General features: G+C 64.5%; 18 protein-coding genes. 7 read left to right on the top strand and 11 right to left on the bottom strand.

All coding sequences use genetic code 11. From position 1 onward, the window contains the following. Position 1 precedes the first annotated feature (1 nt). The 5 genes from fabA to N4264_RS12815 all read right to left on the bottom strand — a co-directional run bounded on the left by fabA (position 2) and on the right by N4264_RS12815 (position 3,249). Complete coding sequence (gene fabA, locus N4264_RS12835; RefSeq protein ID WP_261697431.1) at positions 2-517, bottom strand: 3-hydroxyacyl-[acyl-carrier-protein] dehydratase FabA; 516 nt, start codon at positions 515-517, stop codon at positions 2-4. A 69-nt stretch (positions 518-586) separates the two neighbouring features. After that, on the bottom strand, positions 587-1,492 hold the full coding sequence (gene ubiT / locus N4264_RS12830; RefSeq protein WP_261697430.1) for a ubiquinone anaerobic biosynthesis accessory factor UbiT: 906 nt from the start codon (positions 1,490-1,492) through the stop codon (positions 587-589). Further along, complete coding sequence (locus N4264_RS12825) at positions 1,489-2,745, bottom strand: hypothetical protein (RefSeq protein WP_261697429.1); 1,257 nt, start codon at positions 2,743-2,745, stop codon at positions 1,489-1,491. The genes ubiT and N4264_RS12825 overlap by 4 nt, the downstream gene beginning before the upstream one ends. Next, the gene (locus tag N4264_RS12820) at positions 2,726-2,977 is read right to left on the bottom strand and encodes a DUF2249 domain-containing protein (RefSeq protein ID WP_261697428.1); all 252 of its coding nucleotides are present in this window, start codon (positions 2,975-2,977) and stop codon (positions 2,726-2,728) included. The genes N4264_RS12825 and N4264_RS12820 overlap by 20 nt, the downstream gene beginning before the upstream one ends. 11 nt (positions 2,978-2,988) lie before the next feature. Beyond that, the gene (locus N4264_RS12815) at positions 2,989-3,249 is read right to left on the bottom strand and encodes a hypothetical protein (protein ID WP_261697427.1); all 261 of its coding nucleotides are present in this window, start codon (positions 3,247-3,249) and stop codon (positions 2,989-2,991) included. 166 nt (positions 3,250-3,415) lie between these two features. On the opposite strand from N4264_RS12815, the gene N4264_RS12810 reads away from it, so the two are divergent. Then, positions 3,416-5,353: a pyridoxal phosphate-dependent decarboxylase family protein gene (locus N4264_RS12810; RefSeq protein WP_261697426.1), complete on the top strand. Its 1,938-nt coding sequence runs from the start codon at positions 3,416-3,418 to the stop codon at positions 5,351-5,353. 41 nt (positions 5,354-5,394) lie between these two features. Here the strand turns inward: N4264_RS12810 and N4264_RS12805 are convergent, their stop codons facing one another. Together N4264_RS12805 and N4264_RS12800 are read right to left on the bottom strand one after the other, a co-directional pair. Then, positions 5,395-6,570, bottom strand: a complete 1,176-nt coding sequence (locus N4264_RS12805; RefSeq protein WP_261697425.1) for an alginate export family protein — start codon at positions 6,568-6,570, stop codon at positions 5,395-5,397. A gap of 107 nt (positions 6,571-6,677) precedes the next feature. Then, positions 6,678-7,157 (bottom strand): chromate resistance protein ChrB domain-containing protein, encoded by a 480-nt coding sequence (locus tag N4264_RS12800; protein ID WP_261697424.1) that lies wholly within the window; start codon positions 7,155-7,157, stop codon positions 6,678-6,680. An 84-nt stretch (positions 7,158-7,241) separates the two neighbouring features. Here N4264_RS12800 and N4264_RS12795 point away from each other — a divergent pair, with 84 nt between their 5' ends. Genes N4264_RS12795 through chrA form a run of 3 tightly spaced genes read left to right on the top strand, consistent with a single transcriptional unit; the run spans position 7,242 to position 10,620 of the window. Beyond that, entirely contained in the window at positions 7,242-8,255 is a 1,014-nt protein-coding gene (locus N4264_RS12795) for a chromate resistance protein ChrB domain-containing protein (protein WP_261697423.1), read from the top strand. Continuing rightward, positions 8,252-9,253, top strand: coding sequence for an ornithine cyclodeaminase family protein (locus N4264_RS12790; RefSeq protein WP_261697422.1), 1,002 nt, complete (start codon positions 8,252-8,254; stop codon positions 9,251-9,253). Before N4264_RS12795 ends, N4264_RS12790 begins: the two co-directional genes overlap by 4 nt. After that, the gene (gene chrA / locus N4264_RS12785; RefSeq protein WP_261697421.1) at positions 9,250-10,620 is read left to right on the top strand and encodes a chromate efflux transporter; all 1,371 of its coding nucleotides are present in this window, start codon (positions 9,250-9,252) and stop codon (positions 10,618-10,620) included. The genes N4264_RS12790 and chrA overlap by 4 nt, the downstream gene beginning before the upstream one ends. A gap of 246 nt (positions 10,621-10,866) precedes the next feature. Here the strand turns inward: chrA and N4264_RS12780 are convergent, their stop codons facing one another. Continuing rightward, a complete protein-coding gene (locus N4264_RS12780) occupies positions 10,867-11,427 on the bottom strand; it encodes an ECF-type sigma factor (protein WP_261697420.1) in 561 nt (186 codons plus the stop codon). A gap of 224 nt (positions 11,428-11,651) precedes the next feature. Here N4264_RS12780 and N4264_RS12775 point away from each other — a divergent pair, with 224 nt between their 5' ends. Further along, positions 11,652-14,414: a serine/threonine-protein kinase gene (locus tag N4264_RS12775; RefSeq protein ID WP_261697419.1), complete on the top strand. Its 2,763-nt coding sequence runs from the start codon at positions 11,652-11,654 to the stop codon at positions 14,412-14,414. 78 nt (positions 14,415-14,492) lie between these two features. Here N4264_RS12775 and N4264_RS12770 read toward each other — a convergent pair whose 3' ends face one another. From N4264_RS12770 to N4264_RS12760, 3 genes are all read right to left on the bottom strand, one after another. Further along, positions 14,493-15,179: a phospholipase D-like domain-containing protein gene (locus N4264_RS12770; RefSeq protein WP_261697418.1), complete on the bottom strand. Its 687-nt coding sequence runs from the start codon at positions 15,177-15,179 to the stop codon at positions 14,493-14,495. Between the two features lie 97 nt (positions 15,180-15,276). Then, on the bottom strand, positions 15,277-17,478 hold the full coding sequence (locus tag N4264_RS12765) for a M20/M25/M40 family metallo-hydrolase (RefSeq protein WP_261697417.1): 2,202 nt from the start codon (positions 17,476-17,478) through the stop codon (positions 15,277-15,279). Positions 17,479-17,904: 426 nt separating this feature from the next. Then, positions 17,905-18,303, bottom strand: coding sequence for a GFA family protein (locus tag N4264_RS12760; RefSeq protein WP_261697416.1), 399 nt, complete (start codon positions 18,301-18,303; stop codon positions 17,905-17,907). Between the two features lie 404 nt (positions 18,304-18,707). On the opposite strand from N4264_RS12760, the gene N4264_RS12755 reads away from it, so the two are divergent. Together N4264_RS12755 and N4264_RS12750 are read left to right on the top strand one after the other, a co-directional pair. Further along, positions 18,708-19,550, top strand: a complete 843-nt coding sequence (locus tag N4264_RS12755) for a hypothetical protein (protein WP_261697415.1) — start codon at positions 18,708-18,710, stop codon at positions 19,548-19,550. A gap of 21 nt (positions 19,551-19,571) precedes the next feature. Then, positions 19,572-20,435 (top strand): hypothetical protein, encoded by an 864-nt coding sequence (locus tag N4264_RS12750; protein WP_261697414.1) that lies wholly within the window; start codon positions 19,572-19,574, stop codon positions 20,433-20,435. Positions 20,436-20,482: the final 47 nt, after the last annotated feature.

Below are 20,482 nucleotides of genomic sequence, written 5' to 3'. Positions count from 1 at the left end.
ATCAAAAGCCCTCCGTGGAACGGAACAGGCCAACCCGCAGGCCTTCGGCCACGTAGATGTCGCGACCATCCACGGACGTGACACCGTGGGCGATCACCATTGGCAGCTTTCCGCGCAGAACACGGCGCACATCGATGCGATAGCGCACCAGGCGTGCGGACGGCAGCACCTGCCCGGCAAATTTCACCTGTCCAACGCCGAGTGCCCGCCCGCGTCCCGGTTCCCCGAGCCAGGGAAGGAAGAAGCCGGCCAGCTGCCACATCGCATCCAGACCCAGGCACCCGGGCATGACCGGGTCGCCGTCGAAGTGGCAGTCGAAGAACCACAGGTCCGGGCGCACATCGAGTTCTGCCTGCAGCACACCCTTGCCATGGGTACCGCCGAACTCATCGATGTGCGTGATCCGGTCGAACATGAGCATCGGCGGCGCCGGCAACCGGGCATTCCCAGGGCCGAAAAGGCCGCCATGGGCACAACGGATCAGTTCTTGGTGGTCCAGCGAAAGCGGTCGGCTCATCGGATGTGTCCGGCAAACAGGATGCCCGCGAGTCTGCGGTCCCGTGGCCCGCACCCGCCTTGACTCAGGTCAAGGCTCGTCCGCCCTTCGCTGCCGTATCGATTTCGCTGCAATTTCCGTAGCGACACAGAGACGCAGATGCCGCAACTTGTGGTGCGAATCGCGCGCCCTGCGAGCCGCGCGCGCACCACGGTTGAGCAGGATGCGGATCGCCAGCGGGATGGATTCCCACGGAAGGCTGTCGAGCCGGTTGCGCAAGGTCAGTCCCAGTTCGATGTCACCGGTCAGGCGTAAGCGGCGCTGGAAAAATAGCGTGTCTGCATCTTCCAGACGGCTGGCCAGCAGCAGCAGGTCGACCGCCGTCGCATGGACGCTGGCATCCGCCGGCGCGTCCACCACGCGGGCCTGGCATTCACCGTAGGCGATGACCCAACGCAGGTTCAGATCAGTGATCTCAATGCCAATGCGACGCCCCTGCAGGAACGCCCATTCGTCATCGCCACCGCCGACGATCTGACCAACGGCCCGCTCCAGCCATTGCGCGCGCCAGTGCGAAGGAATCGCTGCCAACACCGGCGCCAACCGCTTTGGCGGCGGTAGCAGTCCCAGAAGATCAGTAGCCAGCGAACGAAAAGGGAGTCTGGAAATCATGGTGTCCCGTGCCTTCTCAATCCGGTTTGGAGAAACGGCGCACGCTGCCTGCGTCCGCCGCTGTTGACGACACGCCGCGCGCATCAGCATGCGCGAATGGCGTCCGGCCTGGAGCGCAGGAACTCCGCAGGCCTTGCCCAGGCGCAAGGCCCGGCGCAGGACACGCCGTTCGCGAAGCGGGTCTCGCACCGCCCAGCCTTCGCGCTGCTTCAGGGCCGCGACCGCCGCCACTACACGGCAGCGCACCCCCATCAGAATGATCAGGCCATCATCAATGCCGGTAATCAGGCCCCGCAGCGCTGCCAGTTGCGCGGCTGCAGTCATGCATGCCGCCCCTGCAGCCTGACAAACGCCCCGGCCTGCCGGTGCAGTCCGAGCAGCATTCCGGCAAAGCACGCGTAGCTTCCCAGCAAACTCCAACCTGCAGCATCCAGGTGCGCTGGCGTCGGCTGCAGGACAGCCAGAAGCAACAGGACGCCTGACGCACATTGCAATCCGAGGCCAAGGAATTTCTGGCGCTCCGGCAGCAACCGCTGCAGCGTGGGCAGCGGCGTACCGCGTGCACTGGATCGCTGCAACACGATCCATGTGACAAATGTCGCGATCTCCAGCAGTGTACCGACGACAATGGTCGGCAGCGCCCACACCACAAGCAGGGTCCCCGCAGCCATGCCGTCATCGCCAGCGACGCTGGCCATCAGTCCTGCTGCCAGGATTCCCACCAGTCCCGCCAGCCAGTAGGCGCGCAAGCCCGGATTTCGGCCGCGCGCCGTCGCCACGACCCAAACGCACGCGCTCGCGGCGATGCACGCACCGAGCGCACCAATGAACTGGCGCAACGGCCACTGTCCGTATGCCAGTGCAGTACCCACTGTCACCAGCACCGCCGCACCGACGAGACTGCCGAGGACCACGCGCTGACGGCAGTCGGAGTAGGCAGCCACGCCGAGGAACATGGGTAGCACGACCCTTCCGACCGTGACCAGGAGCACTCCTATCCAGACGGCAATGCCCCACGTCACATGCAGGTCGAGCGTTTCGACCAGCGGCCATGACAGCCAACCAGTCACGATCGACACCAGCGCACAGCCCAGCAGCGCCGTCGTCACGCCGCCAACGACGGAAAGCGCAAGCCCGGTCCGCAGCAGCCGCGCTGCCCGCGCGCCCAGCAAGCCGGGCAAGGTCATGCTGGCCAAGCCGGCAAACGCCGCCATCAGCGCCAAAGCTCCCCATTGCAGCCGCGCCGCCGAGAACTCCTGCAGACCCCAGACGAGCAGCACGGCACCGCTGTTGAGCAGCACATGTACCCCCGCCGCCATCCATCGTCCTCCGCAGAGCCGCACGCCGGCAGCCGCCGGCAGAAACTGCAGCAAGCTGCCGAACATGGCGTTTCCCAGCACGCCCAGCGTGACAGCATGCGTTATCGCCAGCGTCGCCGGGTGCCAACGCGACGCCAATGCCGCGTCGGGCGCGAACACGAGCAGGGCACCAGCCACCATGCCCCAGGCAGGCGCGCTCGCCAGAAAACGCAGTGGCACCGAAGCCGGCGGCGCCGTTTCAATCGCGATCCGCGCCATCGCAGGCAATCATCACGCAGACCCCGCCCGCCGGCAGCATGGCCACGTCAATGCTCACCGGAAGCTGACCGAGCGCTTCGAGCAAGGGATGTGGGTAGAGCGGCGTGAGCACGTGAACCGATTCACCCGGCCGCAACTGCATCGCCGCATCGAGGGCACGGACCATCGGCTCCGGCGGCGCCAGGTCACGCAGGTCCAGCCGGCGTAACGTATCGCCGTCGACAAGGGGCATGTCATCGCCCATCAATCGCCGCCACCACAGCAACCACAGCACTCACCGGACCGGCGCGTAATGAGGACACCGACGTCTTCTGCACCGCGCACATTGAGGTCATAGCGAAAACCCAGTTCCTCCAGCAGATCCAGCAGCGTGGAGGGCACCTGGGACAGCTGGGCCACCATCGATTGGCCTTTGCCCAGGGTCGCGGCCGTTTCAATCACACGCTGGGCATTCTGCTGCGCAGTATCGCGACTGGCGCGCAGATCCAGTTCGAACTGTGGCATGGGGCGCTTCCTTCAAAAGGGTGCGCCCAGTAAGCCACCGGTCCAGGCTGGACGCCTTGACCCGGGTCAAGCGCAATCGGCCCTTCGAGACTGATCCAGATCAAGGCACTGGCCGGCAGGCTTTTCGACACTGTCAGCGTGCCATTCCCTTTCCGCGGCCCCGCGCATGAGCAACCCTTCTCTGTACCCGTGTTTTCTCGGCCCCTATGGCGAGAACGACGTCCTGCTGGAAAAACTCGCGGTCGAGTTCCTGCGCGATCACGTCTACTGGCGACGCAATTTCCATCCGGAAGACCCGCCGGTCATTCCGACGACGGCCACCCAGCGCGCAGACTACCAGGCCTTCGAGGCACGCATGCGGCGCGAGCTGCACCGTCTCTCGGCAGCGCTCAAACGCTCGGTGCCGTTTCACAGTCCTCGGTATCTCGGGCACATGGCATCGGACCTGGCGCTACCCGGGCTCGCCGCGCAGATGCTGGCCCTCCCCTATAACCCGAACAATGTCAGCGACGATGCAGCGCCAGTGACGATTGACCTGGAAATCAAGGCGGGGCTTCAGCTGGCACGCATGCTCGGCTTCAACGACGACCCCCATCATCCCGGTTGCGCCTTCGGTCATCTTACATCTGGCGGTACCGTCGCCAACTACCAGGCGCTGCGCCTCGCACTGGCCCTGAAAGCCTTTCCCGTCGCACTGTGCGCCGCAGCACCGCCCGGACTGACGCTACCTGATGATGACTGGGCAGCATTCACGTTACCCACCCAGGACTGCATCGAGCTGGTCGGACAATGGCAGCACTGGCTGTCGGGCCTGACACCCAGTGCCCGCCACGACTGGGTGCGGCGGTTGCAATCCGAGCGCATCGAGGAACTGGGACTGGTCGCGTTCTTTGCCCGGCATCCCACGCTCACGCCGCCGGTGGTACTGGCGCCCGTGACCGCGCACTATTCCTGGAGCAAGGGCCTCAAGTTGCTTGGCCTGGGACGCGCACAACTGCTCGCCGTGCCGGAGCGTGGCATGCGCATGGACACCGACGCCCTGGACGACCTGGTCAACCGTCTTCGCGCCGAACGACGCCCCGTATTGCTCACCGTTGCCGTACTGGGGACCACCGAGTTCGGCACGATCGATCCCGTACACCGCATCCTGGCCTGCCGGGACCAGCACGCGGCGACGGGTTTTGGCTTTGGCGTCCATGTCGACGCTGCCTGGGGTGGTTACCTTGCGACGCTGTTCCGAACACCAGAGGGCACGCTACGTGCGTTCTCCGACATGCGGCAGGAATTTTCCGCGTTCCCGAGCCGGGACAGCTATGACGCTATCGCGGCCCTCGGCGGGAGCGATTCGATCACCGTCGATCCGCACAAGCTCGGCTACCTGCCCTATGGCGCCGGTGCCTTCATTTGCCGCGACCAGCGCGCGATGCCGCTGCTGGTGGAGGATGCAGATTATGTCTTTGCGGGCGGCACCGGGAACGACTACTTCGCGCGGTTCCGCAAGCTCGGACGCTACATCCTGGAGGGTTCAAAGTCCGGTGCCGCTGCCGCCGCCGTCTATGTCACCCATAGCGTACTGCCACTCGACTACACCCAGTTCGGTCGCATCACAGCGGAAACCATCCACTCCGCCGAAGCGTTCGCGCAGCGGATCGAGCGGTTCGCTGCACAGCTGGCGGGACGCTTTCACGTCTGCGTTCCGTTCGCGCCGGACAGTAATCTCGTATGCCTGGCCATCAATCCCGCGGGCAATCGCGACGTCCGGACAATGAATGCGTTCCTGACGCGGCTATACGAAACCCTGCGCTGCGATCCCGACAAGGCGGTCCAGGCGCGCGAGTTCTATGGCTCTGTCACGACGCTGCGCCCGGAGGCCCTGGGCGCGACGGACATGCAGCGCGTACTCGCTGCACTGGATCTTGATCCCGCCACCCTGTTGCCCGATCACGACGGCGCCGATCGCCTGGTCATTCTGCGGCACACGCTGATGAATCCGTTCCTGCAGGACAGTGAGAACGGGCTGAGCTACATCGACCACTACTTTGACTACCTGGCGCGACAGATCGTCTCCGTCGTCGACCAACGCAGCGCCGGCATGGCTGCCTGAGCGCCAGCGGCCCGCGCGACGACCGCGCGTGCCGCACTTTCTCAATATTTATACTCTGCGCTGATCCACAGCTTGCTGACATCTGCACCAAAGCCGTCGCTCGCGTAACGGGCAAATTTTACCTGCGACGACCAGCGCGGCGAGAGCCGGCGGCTGGCGAGAGCATTCCATTCCCGCCCGTAGTCGCGGCTTCCCGCGTCCGCGCTGTAGCGGTGGCGCCAGAGCTGGAACTCCCATGGCCCTTTTGCGTATCTCCATCCTGCGTAGCGATCCTGCAACCCGGATGGCGGTGTGGTGAGGAAGAGATCCGCCCAGCCATTGAAGGCATGCAAGGTTGCCAACGGCGTCGAGAAGCCATAGCGTCCGTCGCCGCCGAGGCGCTCGTAGCCGACGGTGATCTTGTTCGACGGCCAGGTGACGCCTCCCTCGGCGAGCACATAGGTCTGGGCACTGAAATGCGATCCACCGTAAGCGGACTGGCGCGTCACCTCCGCCGTGCCGTGCCAGCCCGGTCCGTCGGCCCTGCCCCCTTTTGCCACGTAGCGAATGCCGGCATTGCGCTGCGAATTCGCGACAAGCGTGCGGTTCTCGATCCAGTGTCCGTACACGGTCAACGTGCCCGGACCGATCGATCGCGCCGCACTGACCAGATGTCCGTCCAGATCCCATCGGGCGAGACTGGCGTTGGAGTGGTCGTTGCCGAAAACGCGCTGCACACGGTCGAGATAGCTGTAGCGCAGCGTCGTCTTTGCCTCCGGACGCCAGCTCAGATCGATCGCATCAAAGGTCTGTTCGTTCTGCCGCCACCCCACGTTGCCGATGAATCGCTGGTTTTCGTAGATCAGGCGTTGGCGTCCACCAACCGCACGAAAGGTGTCGCGTGGCGCCCACGCCACCCAGGCCTGATTGAGCTCGACGTTGTCGGGGTCAACCACGGTCGGATAGTTCGTACGCCTGTTGTCGGTGCTGTTGAAGTGGTCAGCACCGACTGCCTGCGTTGCCTCCGCTTCGACCAGTGCAGTCCAGGTCGGCGAGATCGCCCATTGCAAGCCGGCCCGCGCCCGCACCGTGAGGGCCTGGGCGTCGTGCGCAAAGCGCGCATCGTCAACGTGTTCGTAGCGGATCCGCAGATCCACCACAGGTTTCAAGGTCGGTTCGGCCAGGGCCGTGCCGACGGCGGTGGGAAGCAGTCCCAGCAGCAATACAACGGAACGCATGGTCATATCTCCGGATAGTCACTGCCAGACTGACCCGGATGAGGCACACCCGCCTTGATGCGGATCAGCACGCGGCCGATCCGTCACGACAGATTGACGCGGCTGTCCTACTCTGGCGGGCGCATCGATTGCCGCAGTGCGCCGACATTCCAGCCATGCGATTCGTCGCGTGCATCCTTGCACCAGGCGTAAAGCGCATCGTAAAGATCAAAGCCTTTCCGCAGCATGGCATGATCATCGGCGTGACAGCGGGACAGGCCGAGCGATACCGCCAGCAGGCCCGCCGCCTGCGGTGCCAGGTCCAGCCGTCCCGTGTCAGCAGCGCGAACGATCGTGGCAAGGATCTCCAGCGCTGGATCGTTCTGCGGCCAGGCCTTCAGAAAAGCGTCGAAGCTGCACTGGTCGCCCACATGCCCCAGCGGTACGTCCGGGACATCAAACGGGATGGCATCCTGTTCGGCGGCCACCGCATGCACCTGGGACGGCGGCACGAAGAGGAACTCCGCCGCCGGATCAATAAATCGCGCGACCAGCCAGGGACAGGCAATCCGGTCGATCTTCGGACGTTCACGCGTCACCCATTTCATAGCTCACCCCTTGTCGTCTCATTGCACACGCGGTGGAAATGGTGTAGTAGAGATTACTACTACTCTGTAGTGATTACTACACCCATGCTGCGAACCATCCGTACACCCGAGGACAACACCGACCGGAGCGGCGCCTGGCTCTTACTGGTCATCAGCCTCGCCGGGCAAAACCAGACCGCCCGGATGCGAATCTGGCGCAGCCTGAAGTCGGCGGGTGCTGGTGCGCTGCGTGACGGCGCTTACCTGCTGCCCGCCTCAGACACCTCGCAGGAACTGATGACCCAGGTCGCCGACGAGGTCACGCGTGCCGACGGAACGGCCCATGTCATCACGGTAAACAGCACCGATGAGGCCCAGGAGCACCAGTTCCGCCAGCTGTTCAATCGCGATACGGACTACGCTGTCGTGCACGCGGCACTGGATGCACTGCTGGCGGACCTCCTCACCCTGACCGAAACCGACTGCCGCCGCCGTTTCGCAACGCTGGAACGCGAAATGGCCGCCATCGCGGCCGTAGACTTCTTTCCGACCGCAACGCGTCGCCAGCTGGCAACGGCATTCGAGGACGCGCGGACACTCATCACTACACACTTCTCGCCCGATGAACCCCGCCCGGGAACTGGCGTCATCCCGCGCCGCGATCGGGCCGATTTCCGGGGACGCCTGTGGGCCACGCGTGCCCACTTGTGGGTCGACCGCATCGCCTGTGCGTGGCTGATCCGCCGGTTCATCGATCCGAAGGCCACCTTTCGCTGGCTCGCATCGATCAAGGACTGTCCGCGCAAGGCCGTCGGGTTTGATTTTGACGGTGCGCTCTTCAGCCATGTCGGCGAACGGGTGACCTTCGAAGTGCTGCTGGCCAGTTTCGGCTTTGAACACGACCGCGGTCTCGCCCGGCTGGGCGCCATGGTGCACTACCTCGATGTCGGCGGCGTGGCCATTCCGGAGGCCGCCGGATTCACGGCGGTGCTGGCAGGCGCCCGCGCCCGTCTGGGCGACGATGATGCCTTGCTCAAGTCCCTGATGCCGGTCCTGGATCACCTCCACACCGCATTCTCCGATCCCACGCTGGTTGAATCCAAGGGGCGCACCGCATGAGCACAATCCAGGCCGGTGGCACGCTCCTGCTGACCGGACACACCCTGTCGCGTCATCTCGGCGCAGCCGATTACCTCGCCGCCGTCCACGACGCACTCGTCGTGATGGCGGACGCCAGCCTGCAGGTGCCCGCAGTGACGCACGTGCTCGGCGAAGGGGGTGGCGTCCACGTCAAGACCGCCGCATCGACGCGACGAGCCGTCATCAAGATCAACGCCAACTTTCCGGGTAATCCCGCACACGCGGGGCTGCCGACGATTCAAGGCGTGGTCGCACTGGTCGACAACACCGATGGACGGCTGCTGGCGTTGATGGATTCCGTCGAAATCACCGCACAACGGACAGCGGCCGTATCAGCCGTCGCTGCGCGCCAGCTGGCGCGACGGGACTCCACCGCACTGGGCATCATCGGCTGCGGCTTGCAGGCGCGCTATCATCTCGCCGCACTGCGCACACTTTTCCCCTTTCTCGATCTCTATCTCCACGATGTCGACGACACGCGCGTGACCGCAGTGGCGAATCAGGCGGGCAATGATCTGCGCGTCCATGCGTGTGCGACGCCCGGCGCGGTCGCCCGTGCGGCCGACGTCCTCGTGACCTGTACACCGTCGCGACGCCCGTTGGTTCACGCGGCCGACGTCAAGCCGGGAAGCTTCATTGCCGCCACCGGAGCTGACAGCCCCGACAAGCAGGAACTGGCGCCGGATGTGCTGAAGATGGCTCGCGTTGTGACCGACAGCCTGGCGCAGGCAGCACAAATGGGAGATCTTCATCACGCGATCAGCGCGGGCGTCGTTCGCGAATCCGACATCCACGCCGAATTGGCGGACGTCGTCAGCGGACGCACTGCTGGCCGGAGCAATGCCACTGAGTGCTTCGTCCTCGATTCGACCGGCGTTGCCGTGAGCGACCTGGCTGCGGCCAACCTGGCCTACGCACGCTGCCAGGCCGACCCCGCCGTTCCCCGCATTGCATTTGCGCAGATGGCGCGCGAATGAGCAGTTCCGTCGAACACGTCCGGTTCGTCGACGCGGTCCGCGTATGGGCGCGGATCGGCTGGCTCAGTTTTGGTGGACCGGCCGGGCAGATCGCGCTCATGCACCGGGAACTGGTGGAACAGCGGCGCTGGATCAGCGAGTCCCGGTTCCTGCATGCACTCAACTACTGCATGCTGCTGCCCGGCCCCGAGGCGCAACAACTGACCGTCTATATCGGTTGGCTGATGCACGGCAGGCGCGGCGGACTGGTCGCCGGCATCCTGTTCGTCCTGCCGGGCTTCCTGACGATGCTGGTCTTGAGCACGCTCTACGCGCTGCTCGGCCAGATACCGCTGGTCAACGCGCTCTTCTTCGGCCTGAAGGCGGCCGTGCTGGCGATCGTGCTTGACGCTGTCCTGCGGATTGGCCGGCGCGCGCTGAAAAGCCGGTTGCTAGTGATCGTCGCGCTGGCCGCGTTCGTAGCGATCTTCGGGTTTGCCGTGCCGTTTCCTCTCATCGTGCTGGGAGCGGCGGTGGTCGGCATCGTCGGACGTTACCTGGTCCCGAGCGCTTTTCCCTGCCCATCGGCCGACGCGGCGACCGGCGATACACACTATGTGATTGATGCCGCGATCGCCCGCGGTGATCGGCCACTGTCCCGGCCGAGCGTGCGTGGTGCGCTCACTACGCTGCTGATAGCGCTTCCCATCTGGCTGCTTCCCGTAGCGGCGGTGGCCGTGTGGCTCGGCGGCGACGCGGTGATCACGCAGCAAGGTATCCTTTTCAGCCAGACCGCCGTCGTCACGTTTGGCGGCGCATATGCCGTGCTCGCCTACGTGGCGCAGCGCGTCGTGGAAGACCTGCACTGGCTGACCCCGTCGCAGATGCTCGACGGCCTCGGGCTGGCCGAGACCACGCCAGGCCCGTTGATCCTGGTCCTGCAGTTCGTTGCGTTCCAGGCCGCCTTCCAGCACCAGGCTGGTCTTTCTCCACTCGTTGCCGGCGTACTCGGCTCCGTCTTGACCGTCTGGGTCACCTTCGTGCCCTGCTTTCTGTGGATCTTCCTCGGCGCTCCCTACGTCGAGGCCCTGCGCCACAGCCGCTCGATCAATGCAGCGCTGTCGGCGATCACGGCGGCCGTTGTCGGCGTAGTGATCAACCTTGCGGTCTGGTTCGCCACGCGCACCGTCTTCCAGGAAGTACACCGCGTCGAGTGGGGATGGCTGCAACTGGACGTCCCGCGCTGGGAGTCCATCGACATCGCTGCTGCTGTCCTGAGCGTCGCGGCGATGGTCGCGATGGTGCGCCTGCGTATCGGCATGGGCTGGACGTTGCTGGCGTGCGCGATTGCCGGCGCGGTGTGGCAGACCCTGGTGGCAGCCACCTGACCACGCTCTCGCAGCAGTAGCGCCCATGCTGCCGCGACGGCGACGTCCTGCTGTTGATACCGTCGGTGCGATCTGGCGAGGAATGGGGAGCGTGGTTTCTCGGCGCCAAGAACCCGGTCGCCTACCGCTTCCGGTCGTTTCGCGACCTCATGGAACAACGCGTACTGGTCGAAGACGACGGATGACATCCGCCGTCGCCCGCTACGAAAAACGCAGCGGTCATCCAGACTGCGTCGCCGCGCCGGCTCAGCGCGTCGCCGTCGCGGTCTCTTCGGCCATGTAAGCGTGAAGAAAGGCGCGCGCGCGATCCCATTCGCGCTTGGCGGTCCGTAGCGAACAGCCCAGGTACTGGGCGATCTCCTCGAACTCGAAACCGCCGAAGAAGCGCATTTCGACCACTTCACGTTGACGCGAACTGATCTCGTCGAGGCAGCCCAGGGCCTTGTCGATCTGCAGCAGATCCACCGAAGGATCAATGGCGATCGGGAATGCTTCGTCGATCGGCACGGATTCTCCGTCACGTTTGAGCGCGCTGCGTCGTCGCAGATGATCCACGACGATGGCGCGCATTGCGCGCGCGGCGCAGGCGAAGAAATGGCTGCGATCGTGCAGTTCCAGACGCTGAGCCTGTACCAGTCGCACGAAGGTTTCGTGGACCAGGGCAGTGGGCGTCAGGGATCGTGCGTCATCGCGGACACAGGAGCGCGCGATGCGCAACAACTCAGGATACAACCACGCGAAAACACGTCCGAATGCGGCAGTGTCGCCCTCACGCATGGCGTGAAGCAGCGAAGTGACTTCGTTCATTGAGTACGGCCCGAAAACACACCAGCGCGCCCAGCATAGCGCCTTGTTGCAGTCGCTGCTCGCCGTCGTTTCGCGCGCGTATCGCAGTACAGTGAACAAAAGTGCCAGATTTCCAGATCATCGCGCCCATGCGGGCTCGACCATTGGAGTTCAGCAGCTCCTTGTCGCTTTGGCGCACCGACGCCACTATGCTGGGACCCGCAGGTCGAGGGGGGCGCCATTCTATGCATCCGTCGCTGGATGTCTGGCGTGCAGCAAATGCCGCGCTGGATGAGTTGTTGGAGTTGCCGCAGGACCAACGCAACACGCACCTGGAATCGCTGTCGTTGCCCGACGCGGTCCGACAGCGTGTCGAGCAGATGCTTCAAGCGCATTCCGAACCGGATGGCCCCCTGGACCATCCCCTCATCGTGGCAGCCGTCACCGAACGCCTGATCGGACGCACGCTCGGGATATGGACCCTGGAAAAGGAGCTGGGCCGCGGCGGCATGGCGGTGGTCTATCGCGCACGCTCGGTCCATGACGGCGTCGATCGCGCCGCCGCGGTAAAAGTGATGACGCTTGGCGCCCTCGCAGCCAACGGGCTTGAACGCTTCCGCGCCGAACAGGCCATTCTCGCGCGCCTCAACCACCCGGGCATCGCCCAGCTGTTTGACACCGGCATTGGCGAGGACGGAACGCCGTGGCTGGCCATGGCCCTGGTTGACGGACAACCCATCGACGCCTGGTGCGAGGAACGCGGGTGCGACGCAGTGCGTATCGTCCGGCTGTTCCTGGACGTGTGCGAGGCAGTCGCCCATGCCCACCAGAACCTGGTGATCCATCGCGATATCAAGCCCTCCAACGTGATGGTCGATGCAGACGGCCATGTCCGTCTGCTCGACTTCGGCATCGCGCGGCTGGCCGACGGCAATGCGGAGGCCACCCAGACGCTGTGCCGCGTGCTGACGCCGCAGTACGCATCACCCGAACAGCTCGACGGCGCACCGCCCAGCACCGCCATGGACGTCTACGGACTCGGCGCCCTGCTCTACCGGCTGCTCGCCGGACAACCGCCCCACGCCGGCACCAGCCGGACGACGCCGCGGCCGCCGGTCAGCGCACCGTCACGCGTCGCGCTCCGCCCCCAGGGAAAGCACCTGCGCGATCTTGACGCCGTGGTTCTCAAAGCCCTGGCCGACGAACCAGCGGAACGCTATCGCACGGTCGTGGCGTTCTCGGATGACCTGCGTCGCTGGCTCGACGGTGAACCCGTACTGGCGCGCCGGCCGACCTGGTCGTACCGCACCTCCCGTTTCGTTGCCCGGCATCGCTGGGGCGTGTTGACGGCAAGCGCTGCTTTCCTCGCCCTGATCGGGGTGACCGCGGCCGTGGCCTGGCAATCCGCACGGATTCGCGAAGAGTCCGCGCGCGCCCACACCGTCCAGAGCTTCCTCGTCGGCCTGTTCGAGGCGGCCAGCCCGGATGCCAAGGACAGCAACCTCATCGACACCCGCGCGGTGCTGGCGCGCGGCGCGCAGGATGCCCACGCCAATCTGGCCGACGGGTTGCTCAAGGCAGAGCTGCTGATGGTCATTGGCGCGATCCAGACCAGGCTCGGCCAATTCGAATCGGCGCGACGGCAGCTCGACGACGCACTGGCACAGGCGCGCAGCAGTCAGGCCCATGCCGGCCTGCAGGGGCGTATCGCGCTGGAGTCGGGCCTCCTCGCGATGTCGGAAATGCGGCGCGCCGACTCGCTCAACTGGCTGGACCAGGCGATCGCGTTGCTCACCGACCAACCCGAGTGGAGCGAGAAGCTGGTGGACGCCTATCTGTTTCGCGCGACCAACTATGAATTTCTCGGCCAATTGGACAAGGCCGTCGCCGACCAGGCGAAGGCCGAAGCGATCGAGTCCTCGATCGTGCCGGTGGCGCCACGGCGACGTATGAACGTGCTGCAGCACCAGGCGCGCACACTGCTGGCCACCGGAAAACTCAACGAGGCTGCCGAACGGCTCGCCACCTCGCTGGCATTGCTGGAAACACCACGCCCCGAGGATTACGCCGTCTTCCTGCTGCTGGGAGACACCGCGGAAGACCTTGGCGACTGGGACCGGGCCGAAGCCAATTTCCGTCGTGGACTGGCCATCGCACGCGAAGGGTATCCGGCGGGCAGCAATTTCATATCGGTGCCGCTGACCTACCTGGGCAATTATCTGGTCCGCATCGGTTACCTGGTCGAAGCGGCACCGTTGCTGCACGAAGCGTTGACCATCCGCCGTGCCACGCCCGGCACGACGACGGCACTGGCGATTCCCACCCTCAATGTCGCCACGCTTGAGCGCGACCTGGGGCAATACACCAAGGCGTTGGCGCTCATGCGCGAGGCGCGCGAACTGTGCACCGAAGACCCGATCAGCGCGCTTCTGATCAGCGCGCAGATCGCCCGTGCGCTGGCCGAGTCGGATCGCCGCGCGGAAGCCGTCGCCGAGGTAAGCGCCACGCGCGCACGTGCGGAGAGCCTGCAGAAATCCGGCACCAACCATCCGGCGCGTTTCGCCCGCGTCTACACCTGGCTGGCCCTGGCCATGATGGAGGCGCGCCAACCGAAAGCGGCGCTGGAGCTGGTGGAACTGGCGCAGGCAACTGAAAGCCCCCAGGCCAAGCCAAAATCGCCGACGCTGGTGCACCGGCGTGCGATCCGCTTGCGCGCCATGCTCCAGCTGGGACGCAAGGACGAGGCCCTGGCCGCCGAAACCGCACTCGCCGCCGACGCCGCGCAGTTACCGCAACGCATCGTGGCCGAACGCGCCTACACCTATGTCACGTTGGCCGAGCTGGCGCTCGCGGCGTCCGCGCCGGACCGCGCGCGCACCTACGTCAACGAAGCGAACAACCTGTCGGCGGATCGGCGACTGCCGCAATACATCGCGCAAATGGTCGAGGGACTGCTCAAAACCCTGTCTCCGGGAACGGCAGCGCCGGACACCCAACGCCTGCGGTGATACTGGGGCAACGGCAAACATTCGTGTCGGGAACCGCACCCGGTGCCTCCGGGCGCCTGCTGCAAGGACGCGAGGCGCCTACGGCTCGTATTTCTGCCACAATTGTTCAAACTGTCCGCCGAAACAACGCACCAGGTAGCCGTCGTCGCTGACAACCAGGTTCTCGTCATTGCTGAAGCTGGCGCTGCGCGTCCAGTTGAAACTGCCATTGGCCAGCCAGCGCGTGTCAAACAGCGCAAACTTGTGGTGCATATGGGCTGACCCGCGATCCACGCGAACAGCGATCCCTGCCTGGGACAGCCGCTCAATGTCGCTGCCGTGATCCAGCCGCTTGTCGTTGTCGGTGATGATGCGCACCGCCACGCCACGCCGGTGCGCTGCCAACACTTCGTCGCTCAGCCGATCGTCCGCCAGCGTGAAGACGCAGATGTCGATCTGGTTTTTCGCGCGGCCACATAGTTCGCGCAACTTGCGCAGGCACGCATCGCCCGGCGTGAAATACGCACTGTGCGAGGCCGCGGCGATACCCGCGGAGACATCCAGGGTCTTCACCACCTGCTCCAGCCAGCCCAGTACCGCCATGCTCTGCGCCGGCTGCCCGGTGATCTGTTCCCGGGCGATGGCGAACGCCGCATTGCGCAAACGCCGGATCTGCTCACTGTCAGACTGCGCGCCAATCGCCCGTAACTGCACTTTCTCTTCCGTCGCCAGCCGAAAATCGGCCGCACTGCTGCGAAGGAGCTCGTCGAGATGGTGGAATTCCATGGCAGCCAGATCGTGCGGAAGGTGCACATAGGCTACGAAATCCGCTGGCGGCAGCCCAGCCCTTCCCTGGGCAACGGTCATCCGTGGAGTCTCTGGACTAAGGCGTGAAGCTACCCGTCAACGTCGCGCCTGAGAACGTCGCGTAGGCACGCACCATGACGTGATAGGTGCCTGCCTGCGCGTTCGCAATCGCACAGGTCTCCGTGTTGCCGGACGCCCACGAGCGACATGTATAGGTCGACGTCGTCGGCGGCGAACCAAACCGGACGTAGAGGTCGGCATCGCCCGTGCCGCCGGATGTCGTGAACCGCAGGTTCGTGGCACCCGCCGGCACCACCAGGGTGTACGACAGTGAATTGCCGCTCGTCGCTGTCAAGCCACTGACCGGCACGCCGTTCTGCAGCACGTTGCCGCCTCCGGTGGAATAGCTGCCGGTGAGGCTCATACCCGAAAACGCCGAGTAGGCATGGACCATCACGTAGTAGGTACCCGCCTGCGCCGAACTGATAGCGCAGGTTTCGGCGTTGGCACTGCCCGTCGACTTGCAATCGTAGGACGAGGTCGTCGGCGCGCTTCCAAACTTCACGTACAGGTCGGCGTCACCAGTGCCGCCGCTGGTCACGAACCGCAGGTTCGTCGCCCCTGCCGGAACAACCAGGGTGAAGACCTGCGTCGCGTTCACGGCGCCGCTGATGCCTGTTTTCGGGACGCCATTGCTCAACACGTTTCCGCTCGAATCGGTCACCGTCACGGACTGCGTCTTGCTGTGGGTGGCGCCCTGGTTATCGGTCACGGTGAGCGTGACGCTGTAGGTGCCTGCAGAGGCGTAGGTCTTTGACGGATGGGTGGCGGTTGAGGTCGTGCCATCGCCGAAGGCCCAGCTGCGGGATGCGATCGTCCCGTCACTATCGGTCGAACTGTCGGTAAAGGTGCCGGAAAGTCCGCTGAAGCTGAAACTGAAGTTCGCCACAGGCGGCTGGTTACCCGGCGTAGTGCTCTTGGTCTTGCCCAGCTCACCCAGGAAGGCCAGGCCCAGCTGGGCAAATTTCACGCTGTTCTGGGCGGAATTGCCCATGTTCGCCAGCGTGTCATTGGCTGTGTGGATGTAGGGGAAGTAACCACCGCCACTGTCGCCGGCTTCGAACATCATGGCGGCCGGGAAACCCGCGCTGGTCCAGGAAGCGTGATCGGAGCAACCGTAGCCACAGGTGTACGTACTGCGGGTCAGCCCCATCGGTGCAAGGTAGTGATCAAACAGGTTCGTCACGAACGTCTTGAGCGCGGCATTGGAGTAGTCGGTGATCAGCTGCATGTCCTCGACGTTTCCGCTCTTGTAGTTGGTCATGTCGAACTGCATCACGCCCACCACGTTGATGCCGGAATTCTTGAAGGACTGGGCGATGGCATTGGATCCGCGCAATCCCACCTCTTCCGCCGCGTAGCCCATGAATTTCACGGTGCGCTTGGGTTTCCATCCACTCGCCAGCGATATCCGTATCACCTCGGTCAGCGTGGCGATACCGGAGCCGTCGTCGTCGGCACCCGGCGCGAGCTGCTCCGAACTGCCGCCCGCGGAGCCGTTGATCGAATCCAGGTGAGCACCGAGCACGATGACTTCCGACGCCAGGTCCGTGCCCTGGATGGTCAAGATCACCGATGGCTGGGTCGAGCAGTTGCTGCACGCGGTGAACAGTTCCGCCGTCACGTCGGTGCGACCTGCGGCGAGGTTGGCCCAAGTCGTGCGAATCCATTCCGCCGACGTCCTTCCGTAGGTGGAGTTGTAGTAGCGGTTCCGGTACGAGGTCAGTGAGGTGAGCGTGTCGCGGATGCGACTTTCGGTGACGGCGGGCAGCCACGGATTGACGGTGGCCGAGTTGTCGATGGTGTAGTCCACCAGAACGGCACGCGACACGCTGTCAGCGGCGCGGTCTGCGCGGATGAAGGCATCCGCCTCCGCGCGGCTGGCAAAGGCAAAGAAGCCACCGCAGCGCAGCTCACGCTCGTGGATGCGATGACTGATGTCAGACAGCTGGTAAGCCTGGACCTGAGCGACGACGAGCGGTGTTCCCAGGCTGTCACGTCGCTCGACGCCGTCGCGGGCGAACTTGCGGATTTCTTCGAAGGTATTCTTCGAGGTGACGATGAATACCGGCGCAAAAGGATCCTGCTCCGTATCAATCGCCGGCTGGTGATGGGATTGCGCCATTGCCGCGGAACTGCCGGCAAGGAAAATCAGATAGATCATGCCGCGCAACTGATTCAGGCAGCTGCGGGCAAACCGCGTGGACAGGCAGTTCATGAACTCCTCCCTCCAAAGAGACATCGTGAACGGAATGGCGGCAAGAAAACCGCCGGCTTCCGGGCGCCGCCCGTTCTCAACAGCGAGCAGTCGAGACAAGGGAGCTGAGCGGGAACCGGTTACTGCCGCCCAACGATTGTCAAGTGCGACGGAGGGGAAAACAACGCAAAAATAGTAATTCGATATCTTTTAATGTGAACGCTATTACCGAATCACGTCATGCCATGAAGGCATATCACGCCGACCGTTCGGCGTCGCCTGAAAACGACGGGAAAATGGACGAATCGTGCACAGACATACTGGTGACGGATGAGCACGTCAGGTAATCCGGCGGAGCAAATGGAAAACCCGGCCTTGATGCCTGCCGACGAAAAGAGGAGCGCGACCGTCGCAAATACCGCCGATCGCGCTGAGTGCGGTCCAGGACTAGACCGTTGGCCGCTCGTCAAACGCCGGCACGGCATCGTGGATTTCGTACCACGGCGCCTTCGAGGCGACGAAGATGTGAGCGCCCGGGCCCTTTGTCACGGTGGAATCCAGGGTTCCCATCCGAACCCGGACCTGGCCGAGGTTCCCGCGTCGGCTCATGATGGGTGATCCGCACCGCGTACAGAAGCAGCGTACGGTCTCTTCCGATGAGCGGAACGTGCCCAGCAGGTGCTCACCCCGGGTGATCGCAAAATCCGTCTCGGCGACAACCACGTTCGATGCGAACGCCGAACCGCTGGCCTTGCGGCATCGGGAGCAGTGGCAGAAAAAGGCGGGGCCCAGGTCGCCCCGGATTTCGTACCTGATCTCACCGCACAGACAACTACCGGTATGCATGGGTACTCCTTGGTGACTCGCCAATTGCGCACTGCGCGGTGTGATCGTGCAGTGGCTCACCGATTATAGCGTCGACCACGCGCGGGGCATTTCAGTCATTGGTCGTACTTGTGTGCGCTATCACGGTGACAGCAGCGCACTCCCTGGTAGCGGACGTGGATCCCCGTGGCGGCGTGCGGGAATCCTGACCCATGCCAACCGGGTCAATCCGGCCGCTGTCATAATACACAGGTATACATCAATACCTGTTGCCGGTATCACTGCCCCCCACGGATCTTTCGTCGGGATCCGGGGAAGTCACGTCCTGCGGGCCGCGCCCTGAACGCGCCCGTTCCGGCATCACAGCGGAAGCGGCCTTCCTGGCGCAATGGCGCGCCCGATACGACGTCATGAAGGAGTTTTCAATGCCTATCCGCTCGCTACGACGTGTGCCCGCCGCCGGGATGGCTGGCGTCTGCCTGATGGTCGCGACGGCCACGGCTTTCGCCACCGAACGGCCCGCAAGCCCTCCCTCCGGAAAAGCCCCCGCGATCCAGGCACCAGTGCCGTCAAAGCCACGCGCCGCGCCGACGTTGGCAGCGGGGTCCGCGAAGACGTTCGTCGACTTCGCCGCCTCATCCACTATGGACGAAGCCGAAAGCGTGCGCTCGGCCATTGCCAGCGCCCGGGCCGATGCCGAGCGCGTCGCCGCCGAAATCTGCAGTGAATCGCGCCTTTCCGGCGACGTGGATCACGGCCGCGCGCTGGTCGCGCTTGCCGTACTGGGGGAACTGCGAACAGAAGCGTCACAGGCCTGCTTCAACGAATGGATTGCGCGCCCCTTGCCCCAGCGCGGCACCCGGATCGACGGTGAGATCCAGGAGTCGGTCGCACTGGAAACCCTACAGGCCAAGGCGGTCGACGGACTGGCCTACCTGCAGACCGAAACGGCGAACGCCGAAGTGCTACGCATCGCCGGCGAGCATCCCTCGCGGATCGTCCGTGCCGAGGCGATTGCCGCATTTCTCTGGAACCACAAGCACTCCCGCGAAGCCAGGCAGCGCCTGCTCAAGGTGGTCAAGCCGGATGAACAGATCTTTCTCGATCGCGTCACGCGCGTCGCCGGCGAAGAGCCCGCCGCCTTCAATGCTCGACTGGAGGCGTATCTGAAGGCACATCCGGAAGTCCGGCCCGAAGCTCCGACGCGCGGCACGAAGCCGCTGGATGACCACGCGCACGGCCCATCCGCCACGCCGCCCGCCCATTGAGCACCGCTTCGGAGATCCGCCATGAGACTTCTACGCACTTTCCTGACGGCGTGCCTGTCGCTGGGCGCATGGACGCTTTCCCCGCAGGCCGCCGCCGTTTGCAACCAGTCCAGCGCCAGTACGGCAGACCGGGACTTGTGGAACCTGCACGGCTGCTGGACCGACTTCTACCTGTGGCAATACCAGGCTTATGACATGCGCAGTTCGGATTGGGGCAATCGCGGCTGGAACGATGCCTGCAACGTCAATCTGGAATACCCCAAGCACTGGAATGCATCGTACCTGGTGACCTACGGCCTGGCCGACAACGGTACCTATTCCTGGCACGGCACTGCCGACTACCGCGCCACCGCGGAGGCGGCCAGCAGCAACTTCCACGACAGCCTCTACCACACCGCCAGCGACGACACCTGCTGCTTTGGCGCCTTTGTGCCACACATCTTCGGACCGGATGAAGTCCAGACCATGTGCTCGCTCTACAACGCCACGTCGACGCGCGGCAATCCGGCCTCCCGCGCCGGGGACTTCATGCACGAGGGATGGCATGCGTGGCTGAGCAAATACAACTGGAACAACGGTTCCTGCGGCGGCCATCGCTGCGGAAACCCGGGTACCTGCACTGCTACGGACGCCTGCGACTACTTCTACTTCCACGGTGTCGGTGCCTACGCCTTCGGCGCGATGTACCAGACGGACGGAACCGCAAACCGGTTCCACTCGCCCAACCAGGTACAGGTGGAATTCCTGTGTGACGTTGCCGACTATCCCAAGTCCTGGGTGCCGGCCAGTGTGCGCACGGCGGCGCGGTCCGATGCCAATGCCCGCGCCGTTTCGCGCTTCATCAATGGACCTGGCTACCAATGCGGCAATCCGCGCCCCTGGTAGCCAGGGTGTAGCCCGTCCGGCCCGGCAGTCCGGGTCGGACGCTTTCA

The sequence above is a fragment of the Tahibacter amnicola genome (genome assembly GCF_025398735.1).
Lineage (GTDB): Bacteria > Pseudomonadota > Gammaproteobacteria > Xanthomonadales > Rhodanobacteraceae > Tahibacter > Tahibacter amnicola.
This window is presented reverse-complemented; position numbering and strand designations above follow the sequence as displayed.

Bases quoted from the DNA above. Each gene is read 5' to 3' on its own strand.
- fabA (WP_261697431.1), bottom strand. From the start codon at position 517: ATGAGCCGACCGCTTTCGCTGGACCACCAAGAACTGATCCGTTGTGCC.
- ubiT (WP_261697430.1), bottom strand. From the start codon at position 1,492: ATGACTGCAGCCGCGCAACTGGCAGCGCTGCGGGGCCTGATTACCGGC.
- N4264_RS12825 (WP_261697429.1), bottom strand. From the start codon at position 2,745: ATGGCGCGGATCGCGATTGAAACGGCGCCGCCGGCTTCGGTGCCACTG.
- N4264_RS12820 (WP_261697428.1), bottom strand. From the start codon at position 2,977: ATGCCCCTTGTCGACGGCGATACGTTACGCCGGCTGGACCTGCGTGAC.
- N4264_RS12815 (WP_261697427.1), bottom strand. From the start codon at position 3,249: ATGCCACAGTTCGAACTGGATCTGCGCGCCAGTCGCGATACTGCGCAG.
- N4264_RS12810 (WP_261697426.1), top strand. From the start codon at position 3,416: ATGAGCAACCCTTCTCTGTACCCGTGTTTTCTCGGCCCCTATGGCGAG.
- N4264_RS12805 (WP_261697425.1), bottom strand. From the start codon at position 6,570: ATGCGTTCCGTTGTATTGCTGCTGGGACTGCTTCCCACCGCCGTCGGC.
- N4264_RS12800 (WP_261697424.1), bottom strand. From the start codon at position 7,157: ATGAAATGGGTGACGCGTGAACGTCCGAAGATCGACCGGATTGCCTGT.
- N4264_RS12795 (WP_261697423.1), top strand. From the start codon at position 7,242: ATGCTGCGAACCATCCGTACACCCGAGGACAACACCGACCGGAGCGGC.
- N4264_RS12790 (WP_261697422.1), top strand. From the start codon at position 8,252: ATGAGCACAATCCAGGCCGGTGGCACGCTCCTGCTGACCGGACACACC.
- chrA (WP_261697421.1), top strand. From the start codon at position 9,250: ATGAGCAGTTCCGTCGAACACGTCCGGTTCGTCGACGCGGTCCGCGTA.
- N4264_RS12780 (WP_261697420.1), bottom strand. From the start codon at position 11,427: ATGAACGAAGTCACTTCGCTGCTTCACGCCATGCGTGAGGGCGACACT.
- N4264_RS12775 (WP_261697419.1), top strand. From the start codon at position 11,652: ATGCATCCGTCGCTGGATGTCTGGCGTGCAGCAAATGCCGCGCTGGAT.
- N4264_RS12770 (WP_261697418.1), bottom strand. From the start codon at position 15,179: ATGGAATTCCACCATCTCGACGAGCTCCTTCGCAGCAGTGCGGCCGAT.
- N4264_RS12765 (WP_261697417.1), bottom strand. From the start codon at position 17,478: ATGAACTGCCTGTCCACGCGGTTTGCCCGCAGCTGCCTGAATCAGTTG.
- N4264_RS12760 (WP_261697416.1), bottom strand. From the start codon at position 18,303: ATGCATACCGGTAGTTGTCTGTGCGGTGAGATCAGGTACGAAATCCGG.
- N4264_RS12755 (WP_261697415.1), top strand. From the start codon at position 18,708: ATGCCTATCCGCTCGCTACGACGTGTGCCCGCCGCCGGGATGGCTGGC.
- N4264_RS12750 (WP_261697414.1), top strand. From the start codon at position 19,572: ATGAGACTTCTACGCACTTTCCTGACGGCGTGCCTGTCGCTGGGCGCA.